At 67.9% G+C, this 17272-nt stretch carries 19 protein-coding genes; 8 read left to right on the top strand and 11 right to left on the bottom strand.

Annotated features, from left to right (window positions below):
- Positions 1–80 precede the first annotated feature (80 nt).
- The gene (locus M3M28_RS04095) at positions 81–458 is read left to right on the top strand and encodes a VOC family protein (RefSeq protein WP_249387556.1); all 378 of its coding nucleotides are present in this window, start codon (positions 81–83) and stop codon (positions 456–458) included.
- 26 nt (positions 459–484) lie between these two features.
- Here M3M28_RS04095 and M3M28_RS04090 read toward each other — a convergent pair whose 3' ends face one another.
- The 3 genes from M3M28_RS04090 to M3M28_RS04080 form a co-directional block, all read right to left on the bottom strand.
- Complete coding sequence (locus M3M28_RS04090; RefSeq protein WP_249387555.1) at positions 485–721, bottom strand: hypothetical protein; 237 nt, start codon at positions 719–721, stop codon at positions 485–487.
- A gap of 104 nt (positions 722–825) precedes the next feature.
- Positions 826–2157, bottom strand: coding sequence for a DNA methyltransferase (locus tag M3M28_RS04085; protein WP_249387554.1), 1332 nt, complete (start codon positions 2155–2157; stop codon positions 826–828).
- Positions 2154–4511, bottom strand: a complete 2358-nt coding sequence (locus tag M3M28_RS04080) for an ATP-binding cassette domain-containing protein (protein ID WP_249387553.1) — start codon at positions 4509–4511, stop codon at positions 2154–2156. Before M3M28_RS04080 ends, M3M28_RS04085 begins: the two co-directional genes overlap by 4 nt.
- A gap of 87 nt (positions 4512–4598) precedes the next feature.
- Here M3M28_RS04080 and thrC point away from each other — a divergent pair, with 87 nt between their 5' ends.
- Together thrC and M3M28_RS04070 are read left to right on the top strand one after the other, a co-directional pair.
- A complete protein-coding gene (gene thrC, locus M3M28_RS04075; protein ID WP_249387552.1) occupies positions 4599–6032 on the top strand; it encodes a threonine synthase in 1434 nt (477 codons plus the stop codon).
- A 23-nt stretch (positions 6033–6055) separates the two neighbouring features.
- Positions 6056–7258, top strand: a complete 1203-nt coding sequence (locus M3M28_RS04070; protein WP_249387551.1) for a hypothetical protein — start codon at positions 6056–6058, stop codon at positions 7256–7258.
- Between the two features lie 48 nt (positions 7259–7306).
- On the opposite strand, the gene M3M28_RS04065 is transcribed toward M3M28_RS04070, so the two are convergent.
- The 4 genes from M3M28_RS04065 to M3M28_RS04050 form a co-directional block, all read right to left on the bottom strand.
- Positions 7307–8554: an MFS transporter gene (locus tag M3M28_RS04065; RefSeq protein ID WP_249387550.1), complete on the bottom strand. Its 1248-nt coding sequence runs from the start codon at positions 8552–8554 to the stop codon at positions 7307–7309.
- Between the two features lie 68 nt (positions 8555–8622).
- Positions 8623–9342 (bottom strand): hypothetical protein, encoded by a 720-nt coding sequence (locus tag M3M28_RS04060; protein WP_249387549.1) that lies wholly within the window; start codon positions 9340–9342, stop codon positions 8623–8625.
- A 2-nt stretch (positions 9343–9344) separates the two neighbouring features.
- On the bottom strand, positions 9345–10238 hold the full coding sequence (locus M3M28_RS04055) for an ABC transporter ATP-binding protein (RefSeq protein ID WP_249387548.1): 894 nt from the start codon (positions 10236–10238) through the stop codon (positions 9345–9347).
- Positions 10235–10594, bottom strand: a complete 360-nt coding sequence (locus M3M28_RS04050; RefSeq protein WP_249387547.1) for a GntR family transcriptional regulator — start codon at positions 10592–10594, stop codon at positions 10235–10237. The genes M3M28_RS04055 and M3M28_RS04050 overlap by 4 nt, the downstream gene beginning before the upstream one ends.
- Before the next feature lie 155 nt (positions 10595–10749).
- Between M3M28_RS04050 and M3M28_RS04045 the strand changes: the two genes are divergently transcribed.
- On the top strand, positions 10750–11421 hold the full coding sequence (locus M3M28_RS04045; RefSeq protein ID WP_249387546.1) for a DNA alkylation repair protein: 672 nt from the start codon (positions 10750–10752) through the stop codon (positions 11419–11421).
- A gap of 131 nt (positions 11422–11552) precedes the next feature.
- Positions 11553–12404, top strand: a complete 852-nt coding sequence (locus M3M28_RS04040) for an HpcH/HpaI aldolase/citrate lyase family protein (RefSeq protein WP_249387545.1) — start codon at positions 11553–11555, stop codon at positions 12402–12404.
- 69 nt (positions 12405–12473) lie between these two features.
- On the opposite strand, the gene M3M28_RS04035 is transcribed toward M3M28_RS04040, so the two are convergent.
- The gene (locus M3M28_RS04035; RefSeq protein ID WP_249387544.1) at positions 12474–13838 is read right to left on the bottom strand and encodes an NAD-dependent succinate-semialdehyde dehydrogenase; all 1365 of its coding nucleotides are present in this window, start codon (positions 13836–13838) and stop codon (positions 12474–12476) included.
- Between the two features lie 433 nt (positions 13839–14271).
- Between M3M28_RS04035 and M3M28_RS04030 the strand changes: the two genes are divergently transcribed.
- Entirely contained in the window at positions 14272–14445 is a 174-nt protein-coding gene (locus M3M28_RS04030) for a BCCT family transporter (protein WP_431193855.1), read from the top strand.
- On the opposite strand, the gene M3M28_RS04025 is transcribed toward M3M28_RS04030, so the two are convergent.
- A complete protein-coding gene (locus M3M28_RS04025; protein ID WP_249387543.1) occupies positions 14442–14852 on the bottom strand; it encodes an EamA family transporter in 411 nt (136 codons plus the stop codon). The two genes, M3M28_RS04030 and M3M28_RS04025, sit on opposite strands and share 4 nt — an antisense overlap.
- 69 nt (positions 14853–14921) lie before the next feature.
- Between M3M28_RS04025 and M3M28_RS04020 the strand changes: the two genes are divergently transcribed.
- The gene (locus M3M28_RS04020) at positions 14922–15818 is read left to right on the top strand and encodes a LysR family transcriptional regulator (RefSeq protein WP_249387542.1); all 897 of its coding nucleotides are present in this window, start codon (positions 14922–14924) and stop codon (positions 15816–15818) included.
- Positions 15819–15837: 19 nt separating this feature from the next.
- On the opposite strand, the gene M3M28_RS04015 is transcribed toward M3M28_RS04020, so the two are convergent.
- Both M3M28_RS04015 and M3M28_RS04010 read right to left on the bottom strand, forming a co-directional pair.
- Entirely contained in the window at positions 15838–16662 is an 825-nt protein-coding gene (locus M3M28_RS04015) for an endo alpha-1,4 polygalactosaminidase (protein WP_249387541.1), read from the bottom strand.
- A 2-nt stretch (positions 16663–16664) separates the two neighbouring features.
- On the bottom strand, positions 16665–16937 hold the full coding sequence (locus M3M28_RS04010; RefSeq protein WP_249387540.1) for a hypothetical protein: 273 nt from the start codon (positions 16935–16937) through the stop codon (positions 16665–16667).
- Positions 16938–17002: 65 nt separating this feature from the next.
- On the opposite strand from M3M28_RS04010, the gene M3M28_RS04005 reads away from it, so the two are divergent.
- Complete coding sequence (locus tag M3M28_RS04005; protein ID WP_249387539.1) at positions 17003–17257, top strand: hypothetical protein; 255 nt, start codon at positions 17003–17005, stop codon at positions 17255–17257.
- The last annotated feature ends 15 nt before the right edge of the window (positions 17258–17272 follow it).

Genomic DNA, 17272 nt, shown 5'->3' with positions numbered 1-17272 from the left:
CCAACGACACCGATGCAACCGCAGCCCCGGCAGCCGAAGGCAGCGCCGCACCCGACGCGCAGTGGAGCACGGGCCGCCCCGTGCACTTCGAGATTCACGCGGCCGACCCGAAGCGCGCCGCGGAGTTCTACGCGGCCGCGTTCGGCTGGAAGCTCGAGGACTGGAGCGAGTACGCCGGCATGCCGTACTTTGGCGCCACCACCGGCGTCGGCAACGGCATCGACGGTGCGATCATGCAGCGGCAGGGCGCGAACCCGCCCGCCGGCGGCGCCGTCGCCGGTGCGGTGATCACGATGGGCGTCGCCAACTTCGACTCAGCCGCCAATGCGATTCTCGCGGCGGGTGGCACCGTGGCGCTACCGAAGTACGCGCTGCCGGGCATGGCGTGGCAGGGGTACTTCCTCGACACCGAGAACAACGTCTTCGGCATCCACCAGCCCGACCCGAGCGCCGCGTAACGGCGCCGAGCTACCGAAGCGAGCGGTTAGGGCTCGTCGCGGTTGCGGCGGTTGCGGATGAGAATGAGCGCCGTGCCCAGCACGAGCAGGGCCGCAACCACGCCCGCGGCGATCCCGAAGCCGCTCGCGCCGGTGACGGCGAGGGGCATCGCGGCGATCGGCGTGATGTCGGCCGCGTGGGCCACGCTCACTCCGGTGAGAATCAGGACGAGGCTCAGCATTGACGTCAGCACACCGAAAATAACGTTCTTGATCTTGTGCATGGCATCTCCTCCCCGAGAAGCCGGCTGCGGCGCCGGGCCCTTAGCTACGACTTTAGGCGCAAACGACACCGAAATGTGGCGCTGACCCGAGTTATTTACCCGCGTTACGCCGACGGCGTAGCCACGCTCGTGACTCCGGCGAGGTCGATCACCTCAACCGTGACTTCGGCGGGGTCGACGCCTGCCGGAACCTCAAGCTCGGTCTCGAGTCGGCCGCGCGCATCCCGCCACGCACTCGCGAGGCGCGCGTCGCGGTACCGCAGCGTCCACCCGCCGACGCCGGCGAGGGCGTCGGCCCCGACCCGGGTCACCGCATTGGCCGGCGCGTTGCGGGCGGCACGAAACGCGCCGAGCGCCGCGCACGCGCTCGACTCGAGCCGCACCGTCGTTCCATCGACCGACGCGCGGATGCTCGCCTCGCCCCAGTACTCGCGCCCCACGAGGTACTCGTGGCCGCCGCCGTCGAGCCGCGCCTGCGTCGTCGCGACGGCCTGCGGGTTGCTGTCGACGCTCATCCACTCGCGCCCGAGGCTCGCCGCCGCGAGCGCGGTCGTGCCCGAGCCGCCAAACGCGTCAACGACGAGATCGCCGGGGCCCGTCGTCCAACGCAGCAGCACCTCGAGCAGGCCGAGCGGCTTCTGCGTGGCGTAGCCGGTGCGTTCGGCCGAGACGTTGAGCACGGGGCGCACGCTCACCGAGTGCACGCCGCCGTCGCTCACGAGATTGAACGAGCCCTCGAGCACGTCGCGCAGCAACGTGTCGACGTAGTGGCGGCCCTCGTCGTCGACCTTGCTGCCGATGAACGGCCGCTCGAGATATTGCCGCTCGGTGAGCGGGCGGATGCGAAACGCGTCGCTGCGGCGGTAGAGCAACAAGTCGTCGTGCTTGCGGGGCACCGAGCGCGTGCGCGAAGCACCGCCCGAGCGGTAGCTCCACACGAGCGCGTTGACGAAGTTGTCGACGCCGAAGATTTCGTCGAGCACGACCCGCACCCAGTGCGAGGCGTGCCAGTCGACGTGCACGCACACCGCACCGTCGGCGGCGAGCAGCTCGCGCACGAGCACGAGCCGGGCCACGAGCATCCTCAGGTAGTCGGGTGTGCCGCCGCCCCAGCGGTCGGAGTAGGCGAGGTGTTCGAGCGCCACGATCTCGCCATCGGCGAGGGCGGTCGTGACCCGCGAGCGGTAGTCAGCCTTCGAATCGAACGGCGGGTCGAGGTAGACAAGTGCTGGGCGCCGCTCCCCCGCCTCGGCACCGACGACGAGCTCGGCGAGCGCCCGCAGGTTGTCGCCGCACACGAGTCGGCCGGGCACGGCGTGGGTGTGCGGCACGATCGGCGCCTCGCCGGCGCGCGCCCGCTCGAGCGCCGCCTGCGCATCCGCCTCGGCCGCCCGCAGCAGGCCGGGCAGCTGGCCGAGCACGCCGGTCACGGTCACGCGCTGACGTAGGCGGCGAGGTGCTGCCCGGTCAGGGTGGAGCGGGCCTCGACGAGCTCGCGCGGCGTGCCCTCGAACACGATCTCGCCGCCCTCGTTGCCGCCGCCGGGGCCGAGGTCGATGATCCAGTCGGCGTGGGCCATGACGGCCTGGTGGTGCTCGATGACGATCACCGATTTGCCGCCGTCGACGAGGCGGTCGATGAGCCCGAGCAGCTGCTCGACGTCGGCAAGGTGCAGGCCGGTGGTCGGCTCGTCGAGCACGAAGATCGCGCCCTTCTCGGTCATCTCGTTCGCAAGTTTGAGGCGCTGTCGCTCGCCGCCCGAGAGCGTCGTGAGTGGCTGGCCGAGCGTGATGTAGCCGAGGCCGACGTCGACGAGGCGCAGCAGAATCTTGTGCACGGCGGGGATGCGCGCGTCGCCCTCGGCGAAGAACTCCACGGCCGCGGCGGCCGGCAGTTCGAGCACCTCGGCGATGTCCTTGCCCCCGAGCGTGTACTGCAGCACCTCGCCGTCGAAGCGGCGCCCCTGGCAGACCTCGCAGGTCGTGGTGACGCCCGAGGCGATCGCGAGGTCGGTGTAGATGACGCCCGCGCCCTTGCAGTTCGGGCAGGCGCCGTCGGAGTTCGGCGAGAACAGCGACGGCTTCACGCCGTTTGCCTTCGCGAACGCCTTGCGGATGCCGTCGAGCATGCCCGTGTAGGTGGCGGGGTTGCTGCGGCGCGAACCGCGGATCGCCGACTGGTCGACGAGGATCACCCGGTCATCCTTGCCCACAACGTCGCCAAGTAGCGAGCTCTTGCCCGAGCCCGCGACGCCCGTAATGGCGGTGAGCACGCCGAGCGGGATGTCGACGTCGACACCCTTGAGGTTGTGCGTGCTCGCGCCACGCACCTTGATCGCCTCGGTCGACGAACGTGTGACCTCCTTGAGCTGAGTGCGGTCGTCGAGGTGGCGGCCGGTGAGCGTGTCGCTGCGGCGCAGCTCGTCGACGGTGCCCTCGAAGGTGATCGTGCCGCCGGCCGTGCCCGGGCCAGGCCCGATGTCGACGACGTGGTCGGCGATCTGAATGGTCTCGGGCTTGTGCTCGACCACGAGCACGGTGTTGCCCTTGTCACGCAGCTCGCGCAGCAGCTCGTTCATGCGCTCGATGTCGTGCGGGTGCAGGCCGACGGTCGGCTCGTCGAAGACATAGGTGACGTCGGTGAGTGAGGAGCCGAGGTGGCGAATCATCTTCGTACGCTGCGCCTCGCCGCCAGAAAGCGTGCCCGAGGCCCGATCGAGCGAGAGGTAGCCGAGGCCGATGCGCACGAACGACTCGAGCAGGTGCGAGAGCGAGCGCAGCAGCGGGGCGGCCTCGTGCGCATCCAGTTCGCGCACCCACGCGGCGAGCTCGGTGAGCTGCATCGCGCAGAGCTCGCCAATGTGCTTGCCCGCGATCTTCGACTCGCGAGCGGGCTGCGCGAGACGTGTGCCGCCGCACTCGGGGCACGGCCGGAACGCGACAGCGCGATCGACAAACGCGCGGATGTGCGGCTGCATCGACTCGCGGTCCTTCTGCAGGAACGACTTCTGGATGCTCGGCAGCAGGCCGTTGTAGGTGATGTTGATGCCGTTGAACTTGATCTTCGTCGGTTCTTTGTCGAGGAAGTCGTGGCGCTCTTGCTCCGTGAAGTCCTTGATCTTCTTGTCGGGGTCGAAGAAGCCCGAGTCGATGAACATCTTCACGTTCCAGCCGTCGGGCGTGTACCCGGGAATGTCGAACGGCCCCTCGCGCAGCGACTTGTTCTTGTCGAAAAGCTCGTCGAGGTCGAGATCGCTCACCTGCCCCATTCCATCGCAGTTCGGGCACATGCCGCCGAGCACCTCGAAACGGCGCACCTCTTTCTTGCCGCCCTGCACCGACACGGCGCCCTGGCCCGAGGCCGACGCGACGTTAAACGAGTAGGCCTGCGGCGAGCCGAGGTTCGGCTCGGCCAGGCGAGAGAAGAGGATGCGCAGCAGCGCGTTCGCGTCGGTCACAGTGCCGACCGTCGAGCGCGAGTTCGCGCCCATGCGCTCTTGGTCAACGATGATCGCGGTCGTAAGCCCCTCGAGCAGGTCGACCTCGGGGCGGCCGAGCGACGGCATGAAGCCCTGCACGAACGCGCTATAGGTCTCGTTGATCATGCGCTGCGACTCGGCGGCGATGGTGTCGAAGACGAGCGAGCTCTTGCCCGAGCCCGACGCCCCGGTGAATACGGTGAGGCGACGCTTCGGCAGATCGACCGACACGTTCTTGAGGTTATTCTCGCGAGCGCCGTGCACCCGAATGAGGTCGTGCTGGTCGGCGGGATGCGGCTGGGTCGCAGTCATGCGCCCAATCTTGCCACTGGGCGCGGGTCGGTCACCTACCCCTGGCAGAATGGACACGAGTAGTCGTCGAGTCAAAAGAGGACCCCAGTGCAGTTCGTATCCACACGCGGCGGCATGCAGCCCGCATCCTTCAGCGACATTCTTCTTGAGGGGCTCGCGCCCGACGGCGGCCTCGTCGTACCGCAGGAGATTCCGCAGGTGACGAGCGAGCAGCTCGAGTCGTGGCGAGGGCTGAGCTACCCCGAGCTCGCGGCCGAGGTGATCGGCTTGTTCTGGACCGACATCCCGCGCGAGGACCTCGACGCGATCTGCGCCCGGGCCTACGGCGAGCAGTTCTCGGCGGTCGTGCCGATCACGAAGCTCGACGAGCAGCTTTCGCTCGTCGGCCTCTCCGAGGGTCCGACGCTCGCGTTCAAGGACATGGCGATGCAGTTCCTCGGTGAGGCGATTCCCTACGTGCTCGAGCAGCGCGGCGAGACCCTCAACATCCTCGGTGCCACCTCCGGCGACACCGGTTCGGCGGCGGAGTATGCGTTCCGGTCAAAGCCGAACATCGGGGTGTTCATGCTCTCGCCCCAGGGCCGCATGAGCGAATTCCAACGCGCCCAGATGTACTCGCTGCAGGATGACAACATCCACAACATCGCCGTCGAGGGCGTCTTTGATGACTGCCAGAACCTCGTCAAGGCGCTCAACGGCGACCTCGAGTTCAAGGCCGAAGTCACCCTCGGCACCGTGAACTCGATCAACCTCGGCCGCGTCGCGGCACAGGTCGTCTACTACTTCTGGGCCTGGTTGCGGGTGACCGACGCGCTCGCCGAGTCGGGGGCGGATGCGGCGACCCTCGCGGGCACGCAGGTCTCGTTCTCGGTGCCGTCGGGCAACTTCGGCAACATCTTCTCGGGGCACTTGGCGAAGCAGATGGGAGTGCCGGTCTTCCTGCTCGTGCTCGCGACGAACGAGAACAATGTGCTCGATGAGTTCTTCCGCACCGGCATCTACGCGCCGCGCTCGCGCGCCGAGACGCTCGCGACCTCGAGCCCGTCGATGGACATCTCGAAGGCATCGAACCTCGAGCGCTTCATCTACACGCTGCTTGGCAGCGACCCGGCCAAGCTGCGCGCAGCTTGGGAGGAACTCGACGCCACCGGCACACTCGACCTCTCGGCCGAGCAACCGCGCTTCGTACCCGAGTTCGGCATCGTGGGCGGCATGAGCACGCACCTCGACCGCATCGCCGCGATCCGCGCGACGTATGAGAAGTCGGACTACATCCTCGACCCGCACACCGCCGACGGCGTCACCGTCGCGCGCGGCTTCCACGAGCCCGGCGTGCCCATGCTCGTGCTCGAGACCGCGAAGCCGCAGAAGTTCGCCGAAACGGTGCGCGAGGCGATCGACCGCGACCCCGAGGTCTCCGAGGAGCTCGCCGACCTCCTGCAGCGGCCGCAGCGCACCGTGAGCATGCCCGACGATGCCGAACAGCTGCGGGCTTTCATTCGCGCGCACGCCATCCGCTAGCCACCAGGGCAAGCAACGACATCGTGTTGCGAGTTATCTGGTTCATTGCGTTCGGGATGGTGCTCGCCGCCATTTCCATGTCGTTGCTCGGTGCCTGGGACGCGTTTACGTGGACGTTCACCGTCGGGATGGTGGTGTTGGTGCTCGCCAGCATCCTCATCATCCTCGCTTCGGTGTCGGACGTCGGCATGGCGAGCGCCGCGCCGAAGCTGATTGAAACGGCGCTTCGGCAGCGACGCGGCGCCGTCGCGCGCATCGACAAGATCCGCACCACCGGCACCGAGCTGAATGACCAGCCGCTGTGCGAACTGGAATTAACCGTGCGCTCGGCCCACGGTCTCGCGTACCGCACGAAACTGCGCAAGGTCATTCGTCTGACCGACCTCGGCCTGTTCCAACAGGGCACGGTGCACCCAGCCGCCGTGCTCACTGAGGACGGCCCCGAGCTGGCGCTGCTCGCCAATGACGCTGCCGCCGCAGGTACCGCGCTCGAGCAGACCCGAGGGCTCGAGATTCCCGACGCCACCGCGGCGGGTGAACTGCGCGTCGCTCCCGACGGCATCGTGCGCGACGATGGCACCCGGAGAAAGCCGGTGCTCGGCCGCGGCAAACAGGGCCGCGCCGGCCGACGCGTGCTCTTTGCGGTAGCCGTGATCGTCGGCTTCGCAATCGCCGTGCTGCCGAACGCGCGTTTCGTGAGCTACACGGCGCTCGCGCTGCAACAGGGGCAACTCACCCTCAACAACTGGGACTCGGACTACCTTGGGTTCATCATTCCGAAGCTCGAAGACGAACTCGGGCACGACCTCGTCGAGTCGGTCTACCTCGGCAGCGCGATCATCTCGGTCAACGCGCCGATCGGCACGGATACCACCAATACCGACGGCTGGACGATTCGCGCTGGTGGGTTTGAGCACGACGGACCGTACTCGTCCCAGCCGGAATCCACGGCGGAATTCTTCTCCCTCAGAGAAGTCAATTGGGCCGGCATCGAGTCGCTCGTTGCGGAGGCGCTCGTCGAGGCGAACCCCGAAATCGGCGAGGTGGCCGAGGACGACATCTCGGTGTCGATCACCAGGGCAACCATCAGCGACGTTGACTCGGACCACTTCGGCCAGAGCGGGGGCAGCATCGAGATTCGTATCAATCTCACCGGCGCCTACTCGAGCGCCCAATTCCTCGCCGATGGCGACGCCGAGCACCTGGAACTAATTTCGGTCTCGTAACCGAGGCAACACGCGCCCGCCACGAGCCCGACGAGATCTGCGCGGAGCCTAGCGAGCGACTCGACGCCCCGCCGCCGTGAGCACGGCGAGGGGAACTAACAGCGCAAGGGCAACGAGCGCAAGCACCGAGAAACTCGTGGCCGCCATGAGCGGCCCCGACGCGAAGGCGGCGACCGCGGCACAAAGGTTCGCGAGCGCATCCACGCCGCCCTGCGCCTGCGCGCGGTGCGCGTCCGCCACTACCCCGCTGAAAAGTGCCGAGGCGGCGACGTTGACGAATGACCAGCCCACGCCGAGCAGCACGAGCGAGACGACGACCCAGTTCGTGTCGCCGGGGCGCAGTGCCCCGACGATGCACGAAGCGGCAAGGCCGACCACGCCGATCGCGATCGTGGCGCGGTGGCCGAACCACCCTACACACCAGCCAACGACGGGCGCAAGCACGTACATGCCCGCGACGTGGAGCGAGATGGTGATGCCGATGATGGTGACCGAGTCGCCAAGATGGGTGAGATGCACCGGCGTCATCGTCATCACCGCGACCATGACCGATTGCGCCACGAGGATGGCGATGAGCGCGTAGCGGGCCTGCGGGTTGCGCCGGATTTCAGCCGCGACGAGCCGAAGCCGCGTGCCACGGTGCGTGTCGCTCGCAAGAGGTGCTGGCGCCATCAGCTGCAACGTGCGCAGTGGATCGGGCCGCAGCAGCGACCAGACCACCATCGCCGCGACCGCGAGGCAGACCGCGGCGATCAGAAATGCGCCCGCGAACACCGTGAGCCCGAGCCGTTCGCCGAGCCAGGCTCCCGGCACACCGAGGTTCGGCCCGAGCACCGACCCGAGCGTGCCGACCCAGACGACGAGCGCGAGCGACCTTGCCTTCGCGGATGCGGGGGCGAGGTCGGTCGCGGCAAAGCGGGACTGCAGGCCGGCCGCCGTGCCCGCACCAATGCCAAAGAGCCCGAGAAAGAGCGGCACGACGAGCGCCCCCTGAGCGGCAAGGACGAGCAGGCCGGCACCCAACGCGGCCACGAACCAGCCGAGGGTCAGCGCGGTGCGGCGCCCGAAGCGGGCGGCAAGGCTGCCCAGCGGCAGGCCGAAGAGCGCCGCGCCGAGCGTGGTAGAGCTTCGGGCGAGCCCCGCGACGGCCTCATTCTCGGTGACCTCATTCGCGAGCAGGATGCCCACCGAAGGCGCCGCTCCCACGCCGATCATGCCGATTACCTGCATGCCCACGAGCACCCACATGGTGCGCTGCTGCACCGACACCGCGTCGAAGTTCTGACTGGAGCTCACCCGCTCACACTACTGGCGCCCGGGCGGGGCACATGACCCGCCCGGGCGCCAGTTTCGCAGGCCTCGTGCTAGCGCAGCTGGGTGCGCCGCACGAGCACGAGCCAGGCCACGCCCGAGACCACGGCAACGATGGCGAGGGTGAGCATGTATGCCCACCAGTCGAGGGTGAAGAGGCTCCCGAACCACGTCGCGAATTCGAACGACCGCATCGACAGAATCGCGACGGCGAGGCCAACTACCGCCACGGTGACGAAGAAGCTCCAGATGAAGGTCTGGCGCCAGCGGAAGTAGCCCGAGATAAACGCCGCACCCACGAGCATCGCGCTCATGGCGATAAGGAAAGTCTGAATCGCCGTCTGCCACAGCGGGCCAAAGCCGACGTACGCGACATCAAAGAACCGAACCCGCAATCCGTAGCCGTCCGTTGCGAGCTCGATGCTCTTGCCGATGAGCACGATCGCGGTGAACACGACGGCGTAGCCGAGGAACACGAGCGAGGTGCCGAGCACGTATTCGCGCCGGGTCAGCCCCAGGCCGAGGGCGAGCGGGAAGTACTGCCCCATCGAGATGAAGCCGAGCATGACGATCGGGCCGAGCACGGTGAAGATCGCGCCGTTGAAGCGCATGCCATTGTTCATGCCCTCGACGCCCTCGGCGTCCGACACCGAGTGCACCGTGAGGCCGATCGCGATGACGAAGGCCATCGCAATCAGCATAATCACGAGCGGCCAGCCGTACGTCTGCATGCGGTTGACGGTGTGCATTTTGACGACACTCTTGTAGCGCATGGCTACTCCTTTCCTGCCGTGACGGCGCCCGGCGCCGCCGAGGTCGTGAGGTGAACGATGTAGTCCTGCAGCGACACGGGCGCGGTGTCGAGCCCAGCGGCGGATGCCGCGGCGACGATCTCGCCCCGGTCGCCGAGCACCGCGGCCGTCGCGAGGCTGCCGAGTGTCTGCAGCTGCAGTGTCTCGCGGTCGGCGGCGAAGGCGCGCACGTCGCTGGCCCGCCCCGAGACCTCGGTCGCCGCGCTGCGCAGTTCGTCGACCGAGGCGTCGGCGAGCACGCGGCCCTCGTCGAGCAGCACGACGTGCTCGAGCAGCTTCGAGACCTCGTCGATGTGGTGAGTCGAGAGCAGGACGGTGCGCGGATGCTCACCGAAGTCGGCAAGCAGGCGGTCGAAGAACAACCGGCGCGCGATCACGTCGAGGCCGAGGTACGGCTCGTCGAAGATGGTGAGCGGTGCCCGCGAGGCGAGGCCGATGATGATACCGACGGCCGAGAGCTGGCCGCGCGAGAGCTTCGGGATCACCCGTTTCACGGGCAGGCGGAAGTCTTCGACCAGCTGCGCCGCGAAGTCGGCGTCCCACTCGGGGTAAAGCCCCGCGGTGATGTCGAGCAGGTCGCTCGCGCGGAACTGTTCGGGGTATTTTTGGCTCTCTTGGATGAACGAGGTGCGCGACAGCACGCGCGCCGACTCGACGGGGTTCTCGCCGAACACCCGCACGCTGCCGGAGGTCGCGAATTGCTGCCCCGTGAGCAGCTTCATCAGGGTGGTCTTACCCGCACCGTTGCGGCCGAGCAGACCGTAAATTCGGTGCTCGTCGAGGGTGACGGAGACGTCGTCGAGCGCGTGGACGTCGCGGAAGTGCTTGCTGACATTGGTGAGTTCGATAGCGTTCATGAGGTGGTCTCCTCCGTGATCATGGTGGCGATCTCTTCGGGGCGGATGCCGAGCTGCGCGGCTTCTCGCAGCAGCGGCCGGATGTACTGCTCGCGAAAGCCGTCCTTGCGACGGCTCCGCAGGCGGTCGATCGCGCCGACGGCAACAAACATGCCGATGCCGCGGCGCTTCGTGAGGATGCCGGCATCGACAAGGCGGTTGAGTCCCTTGCCGGCGGTGGCCGGGTTGATCCGCAAAAATGCGGCCAGTTCGTTGGTAGAGGGGACGGCGCTGTCTTCGGCGTAGGTGCCGTCGAGAATGCCATCTTCGATCTGTTCGGCCACCGCGATGAACAGCGGTTTGGAATCGTCGAGCATGTCACCTCCGGTCGGTCAAGGCGATGGGTTCACCACCGCCGTGGTTCATTACTCAACTAACTAACCATGGAACCTAGCCCAGGTCAACCCCCAGCAACCGCCGTGCCTTACTAGGCTGAGGGTGAACCACCCAGGCCAGCCCCGAGGAGACCGCCATGACTGAGAACGTGCCCGCGCTGCTCGCCGAGTTCGACACCATCAGCGACCCGAAGATGGCCGCCATCAACGCAAAGCATGGCGACGCGCACTCGGTCAACCTCACGAAGCTGCGCGCGATCGCGAAGCGCGTGAAAAAGCAGCAACCACTCGCGCGCGAACTCTGGGCGACCGAAGACCCGAACGGCCGCCTGCTCGCGCTCCTCATCTGCAAGCCGCGCGAGTTCGACCGTGCCGAGCTCAACGACTGGCTGCGGGGCGCGAACACGCCCAAGGAGCAGGACTGGATCGTCAATTACGTGGTGAAGAAGAGCAAGCACTCGGAATCGCTGCGCGAGGAATGGTTCGCCGACGCGGACGCCGTCGTCGCGAGCGCCGGGTGGGCACTTACGAGCGAGCGCGTCGTGAAGAGCCCCGAGGGCATCGACGGGCCAGCACTGCTCGACCAGATTGAGCGCGAGATGCGGGATGCGCCCGAGCGCCTGCAGTGGGCGATGAACCAGACCCTCGCCGAAATCGGCATCGCGAACCCCGAGCTGCGCGAGCGAGCCATCGACATTGGCGAGCGGCTCGAGGTGCTCAAGGACTACCCGACTCCCCCGAACTGCACGTCGCCGTTCGCGCCGATCTGGATCACCGAGGTCGTTCGCCGCAACGAGGCGAAGGCGTAACCCCCGCCTCGCATCACCCCGCTGCGCGAAAGGGGCGATGCGGCTTGCGTATCGCTGGCCCAACACTGCTGCCCTCACGGGCCCATGTTGGCTAGGCTTGCTAGTCGGGCCACTCTCACGAAAGGGAATGCATGTCGAACTCGCCGAAGCAGAAACTCGAGGTTCCTCCGGAGATCTCGCGGTCGTGGCTACTTCTCTCTGCCCGCTCGACCGACAAGTTCGACTCGGCCCGCGCATCCCGTACCGACCAGCTCATCCTCGACCTCGAGGATGGCGTCGACCCGAACTACAAGAACGAGGCGCGCGAGGATGTGCTCGAGTGGTTCGCCGGCGGCGGCTCGGCCTGGGTGCGCATCAACCCCCGCAGCACCGAGTTTTGGGCGGGCGACGTCGACGACCTCGCCGGGGTAAAGGGCCTGCAGGGCGTCATGCTCGCGAAGACCGAATTTCCCGAAGAGGTCTCGGAGACCTTCGACCGCCTCGGCGGGAACACCCCCGTCATTCCGCTCATCGAGTCGGCCCTCGGCATCGAGTCGGCCGTCGCGATCGCCCAGGCGAAGGGCGTGTTCCGCCTCGCGTTCGGCTCGGGCGACTACCGCCGCGACACCGGCACCGAGGCGTCGGACCTCGCCATGGCCTACCCCCGCTCGCGCCTCACGACGGCGAGCGCGATCGCCGGCCTCACCGGCCCGATCGACGGCCCGACCGTGAGCAAGAGCCACCCGGTGATCCGCGATCAGTCCGAAACCGCGGTCAGCCTCGGCCTCACCGGCAAGCTGTGCCTCGATGTGAACCAGCTGCCGGTCATCAACGAGTGCCTGAGCCCGCCGCCCGCCGACGTCGGCTGGGCGCGCGACTTCATCGCCGAGTTCGACGCGCGCGGCCGCATCGTGCGTGACGGCAGCGACCTGCCGCGCCTCAAGCGCGCCGAGCGCATCGACCACCTCGCGCGCGCCTTCGGCATCGAGCCGGTGCGCTACTAGCGTCGCCGAGCAAGCGAAAACGGCCCCGGAACCCACCAGCGTGGATTCCGGGGCCGTTTCCGTTGTGCGCTACTTCTTCGCGGCGAAGCGGAAGAGCTTCTTGTTCGCGAACTCGAGCATGCCGACCTTGCCGAGCTCACGGCCGTAGCCCGACTTCTTCACGCCGCCGAAGGGCACGTCGGCTCCCTCGAGGCCGGTGGCGTTGATGAACACCATGCCGACGTCGAGCTGGTTGCCGACAGCCTCGGCGTGCGCCTCGTCGTCGCAGAACACGGCCGAGCCGAGCCCGTACGGCGACGAGTTCGCAAGGCTGATCGCCTCGTCGTCGGTCGAGAACTTGTAGAGCTGCGCGACGGGGCCGAAGAGCTCCTGGCTGTAGACGTCCATCTCGGGCGTGATGCCCGTGATCACCGAAGGCGTGTAGAGGTTGCCGTCGGGCGTGTTGTTGCCGACGAGCTGCTCGGCACCCTGGTCGAGCGCGCCCTGCACCTGCTTGGTCAGGGTGCTCGTCGCACCGGCCGACGAGAGCGGGCCGAAGTCGCCGTTCTCGTACGACTGGCCGGCGATGGCCTCCTTGAACTTCTGCGCGAACTCCTCGAAGACCGACTCGTGCACGACGATGCGCTTCGAGCCGTTGCAGGCCTGGCCGGTGTTCTCCATGCGGCCACCGACAGCGTGGCGCACTGCGCGGTCGATGTTCGTGGTGCCCTCGAGCACGACGAAGACGTCGGACCCACCGAGCTCGAGCACGCACTTCTTGAGGTGCTTGCCGGCCTGCTCGGCGACGATCGCGCCCGCGCGCTCCGAACCCGTGAGCGAGACACCCTGGATGCGGTCGTCGGCGATGATGTCCGAGAGCTGCTCGTGCGTCGCGAAGACGTTGACGTAGGCACCCTCAGGGAAGCCAGCGTCGAGGAAGAGCTGCTGCAGCGCGAGCGCCGACTCGGGGCACTGGGCCGCGTGCTTGAGGATCACGGTGTTGCCGAGGATCAGATTCGGCACGGCGAAGCGGGCGACCTGATAGTACGGGTAGTTCCACGGCATGATGCCGAGGATCACGCCGGTGCCCTGGAAGCGGAAGAACGAGCGCAGGCCGTCCTCCACCTCGAGCTCCTCGTCGGCGAGCCACTTCTCGGCGTTCTCACCGAACGCCTTCGAGATGGCGCCCGAGAACTCGGCCTCGCCGATCGACTGGTCGAGCGGCTTGCCCATTTCGCGGTTGATGATCGCGCCAAGCTCCTCCTGGCGCTCCTCGAACAGCTCACCGAGACGCACCGCGAGCTTCGCCCGCTCGGCGACCGTGGTCTTGCGCGACCACTCCTGGTAGGTCTGCTGCGTCGATGCGAGCGCCTGCTCGATCTCGGCCGCAGTCGCGTCGGGGTACTCGGCAAGAGTCTCTCCCGTGGCGGGGTTAATGACAGCAAAGGTGGTCATTCTGGACTGCTCCATTCTGGGTTCGGCGTTGAAGCGGTAAATGGCATTCAATTATTGCAGCACGGGGCTGAACGCGACCCCAGCATGCGTAAATCCGAACATTTTCGTGCGGCTGCACGCCGTTCGAGGGCGGGGAGCGATACCACTTCTGCCGGGAAATTCCCCGAGTGCTAGGACGAGCCCTGGTTGGTCCGGTTCAAGTACCGCGCAGTTTCGCGAGCCGCTGGCGACAGGTCTTCTCGGGCACGCTGCCGCCGGTCGCCGCGACCGTGCGGCGGCGCAGGCGACCGCCCTCGCGCTCGGCCCTCTACATGCGCAACACCTTCTGGAACGCCGCCATCACGAGCCGCGCCACGATCGTGACCGGCAGGGCGAAGATGAGCGTCGCGTACTCCATGGTGCGCACGCCGCCGGCGTCGACATCGACATCGACATGCTGTTCTACTCGGTGACCGGCCCGATCACGCAGTACATGACGCCGCCCGACGCCGACCCGCAGAGCGCCGCGGCGCTGCAGGACTCGGTGGTGTGGACGATGTTCCACTACGGCGTTGCCGGCTGGGCCATGTGCTCGCTGCTCGGCATGGCGATGGGCTACTTTGCCTAAGGCTGGGGCATGCCGCTCTCGATTCGCGCGGCGACGGGCCCGAGAAATTCGAGGGTGATGGTGAGTCCGAGCCCGATGCGGTCGATGGCGACGTACACGCAGAGATTCATGAGCATGAACGTGAAGGCGAGCACGAGGATCGGCCGCCACTGCGAGGCCCGGAATCGCCAGAACTTTGGCCGCGCCGCCGCGCCGAGCACGATCACCGCCACCCATTGCCGCACCGCAACGACGCCCACCGGGCCGATCGCGGGGAACGCGAGGGCGCCGAACGAGGCGCCGAACAGCGTCGAGGTCCCCGCCGTGAGCATGAGCGCCACGCCGGTCGCCCGCTGCCGCCCCGTGCTCTCGATCGGAGCGGGAACCGGCGCGGTCGGCAAATGCTGCGGGGACAGGCTGCGGGCCATGCTGCCCACGCTACGGTCGCGCCATCATTACGCAAAATGCAATTGAACGGCCATTGATACGCTGAGCGTATGGATGTGTTTGGCCCAGATCGCCTCGAGCTGCGGCACCTGCAGCACTTCGTTGCCGTCGTCGATGCCGGTAGCTTCACGAGTGCCGCGCAGCAGCTCGACGTGTCGCAGGCCGCGGTGTCGCGCAACATCAGCTCGCTCGAGCGCGCGCTTGGCGTACAGCTGCTCGTGCGCAACAGCCGCTCGGTACGGCTCACGACCCCGGGCACGCGCATCCTGCCGCGGGCGCGGGCCACCCTCGCGTCGGTGGATGAGCTGCTGCGCGAGGCGGCGTCGGGCGCCGACACTGTGCTCCTCGGCCACGCGTGGTCGTCGTTCGGCGCGCGCACCCAGGCCTTCCAGCGGCGGTGGCAGCGCGAGCATCCCGGCACCACGCTGCGGTTGGTGCACCACAACCTCGCCAACGGTGGCCTCGGCCAGGGGCTCTGCGACATCGCGGTGGTGCGCGACCCGGTGAGCTTCGGGCCCTGGCCGCACGCCCTCATTGGCTACGAGCGGCGCTTCGCCGTACTGTCCTCCGACGACCCCTGGGCCCGGCGGCGCAGCGTGAAGTGGGACGAGCTGCGCGAGCGCACCCTGCTCGTCGACCGAGCCTCGGGCACGACGCATGCCGGGCTCTGGGACGGCGAACCGAAACCGCGCGTGCTTCCCACGGGAGGCATGGACGACTGGCTCGCGATGATCGCGGCCGGCGAGGGCACCGGGGTGAGTTCGGAGGCGACGGCGGCGCAATACCGGCGCGAGGGCATCACGTATCGCCCGATTCGCGACGCGCCGCCGATCAGCGTGCACCTCATCTGGGGCACGCAGGATGCGCACCCGCTCACGCCCGCGCTCGTCGCGCTCGCGATCGACCTCTACCGCGACAGCCTCGCGTTGCAGCCCGGCGCGAGCTAACGGGCCCCACTCCCCCGATTCACGACTGCGGGCAGGCCTCGAAGACGTAGTCGGGGTCGCCCGCCGCCACGAGCTTCGGGTCGCGCAGGATCATCGTCGTGGGGCGATCGGGTGCCTCGCATGCTGCCGCGAAACCGGCCTCGCCGAGTTCGTCGGTGTACTCGATGTCGAGTACCACGGGGTACGCGTCGGCATAGTCGGCGCACTCGTCGAACTCGGCGCACGACTCGGTAATCGCGAAATCGAAGCCGACGTCGCGCAGCTGGCTCGCAAGCTCGACCGCGTTCTTCTGCGCGACCGCGAGGCCCGCCTGGTGTGCGAGCTGCGCGTAGGTGCTCGCGAGGGCGACGTTGTCGGCCTCGGTCAGCGCCCCGTCGGCACGCAGGTAGGAGTCGAGGTTGTCGAACTCGACGGCGTCGTACCCGGCTGCCTGGCAGTCGTGAATTTCCTCGCCCACGAGCTCCGCAATCCAGGCGCGGTTCGCCTCGGTCGAGGTGTCGTAGAGGAATTCGTCGGGCCAGCCGGGGTCGATGAGCGGCTCGCCACCCGCCGTCACGAGCAGCTCCCGATGCTCGGCGGCGAACGTCTCCGATGCCTCGGGTTGGGTTTGAAAGCCGTTCACGTAGCAAATGTCGTAGCCGAGCCCGGCAGGCTCCGCCGTGCGGTCGCGCTCGACGACCGTCACACCCTCGGGTGGGTCGTACGCGCCACCGAGCTGGTAGTCGAAGCCCGCATCCGTCGGCGGCTGGCGCACCTGCGCGCCCGAGTCGGCCGCGCATCCGCTCAGCGACAGCGCCGCCGCGAGCGCGAGCGGGCCGAGCGCGGCGAGTGTCGGTCGTGCCATGCCTACCTTCCGATGTCTCGGCGCCGGAAGCTGACGACGCCGACCAGGGTGAGCGCGATCGTCACGAGACTGATCCAGAGTAGCCCCCACCAGTCGGCGTTCGCGTCGGTCACACTCGGCACGTGCCAGAAGGGACTGATCGCGAGCGCCCAGTCCCACAGCTTGAACGTCGGGCCGAGCAGCGTGAGCACGAACGAGACGAGCACGCGGGCCCAAGCGGCGAGCGAGACGGCGGGATGCGCGCCGATCACCGCCACCGCGACGGCGAGCGTCACGGCCGAGCGCGCCCGAGGCGAGTAGCTCGGCCTGCCCCGAATCCTCCTGGCCGCGGGCGGCGCGGGTGACGGTGAGGATCGCGCCGAGCGCGACGAGGAAGCCGCCGAGCGCGAGCGAGCGCCACGAGGTGAAGCCGTCGTTGGTCGAGAGGTCGAACACGGGCCCGAACACCAGCCCGAGCGCCGGGTTGCCGTCGATGACGGCCGAGAGCCCGGCGCGCTCCGCCGCATCCGGAAACACCCAGGGGTACGCGACGACCGACGATACTGGCAGCAGCGTCGCGATCGCGATCCACGGCGCGAAGCGTCGCCCGTCGTAGCGCAGGTTGGCCCGC

The sequence above is a fragment of the Gulosibacter sediminis genome (genome assembly GCF_023370115.1).
Classification (GTDB): Bacteria; Actinomycetota; Actinomycetes; order Actinomycetales; family Microbacteriaceae; genus Gulosibacter; species Gulosibacter sediminis_A.
Note: the sequence above shows the minus strand (reverse complement) of the source record. Positions and strands in the feature narration are given on the sequence as shown.

Bases quoted from the DNA above. Each gene is read 5' to 3' on its own strand.
- M3M28_RS04090 (WP_249387555.1), bottom strand. From the start codon at position 721: ATGCACAAGATCAAGAACGTTATTTTCGGTGTGCTGACGTCAATGCTG.
- M3M28_RS04080 (WP_249387553.1), bottom strand. From the start codon at position 4,511: ATGACTGCGACCCAGCCGCATCCCGCCGACCAGCACGACCTCATTCGG.
- M3M28_RS04060 (WP_249387549.1), bottom strand. From the start codon at position 9,342: ATGCGCTACAAGAGTGTCGTCAAAATGCACACCGTCAACCGCATGCAG.
- M3M28_RS04055 (WP_249387548.1), bottom strand. From the start codon at position 10,238: ATGAACGCTATCGAACTCACCAATGTCAGCAAGCACTTCCGCGACGTC.
- M3M28_RS04050 (WP_249387547.1), bottom strand. From the start codon at position 10,594: ATGCTCGACGATTCCAAACCGCTGTTCATCGCGGTGGCCGAACAGATC.
- M3M28_RS04045 (WP_249387546.1), top strand. From the start codon at position 10,750: ATGACTGAGAACGTGCCCGCGCTGCTCGCCGAGTTCGACACCATCAGC.
- M3M28_RS04040 (WP_249387545.1), top strand. From the start codon at position 11,553: ATGTCGAACTCGCCGAAGCAGAAACTCGAGGTTCCTCCGGAGATCTCG.
- M3M28_RS04035 (WP_249387544.1), bottom strand. From the start codon at position 13,838: ATGACCACCTTTGCTGTCATTAACCCCGCCACGGGAGAGACTCTTGCC.
- M3M28_RS04030 (WP_431193855.1), top strand. From the start codon at position 14,272: ATGCTGTTCTACTCGGTGACCGGCCCGATCACGCAGTACATGACGCCG.
- M3M28_RS04025 (WP_249387543.1), bottom strand. From the start codon at position 14,852: ATGGCCCGCAGCCTGTCCCCGCAGCATTTGCCGACCGCGCCGGTTCCC.
- M3M28_RS04020 (WP_249387542.1), top strand. From the start codon at position 14,922: ATGGATGTGTTTGGCCCAGATCGCCTCGAGCTGCGGCACCTGCAGCAC.
- M3M28_RS04015 (WP_249387541.1), bottom strand. From the start codon at position 16,662: ATGGCACGACCGACACTCGCCGCGCTCGGCCCGCTCGCGCTCGCGGCG.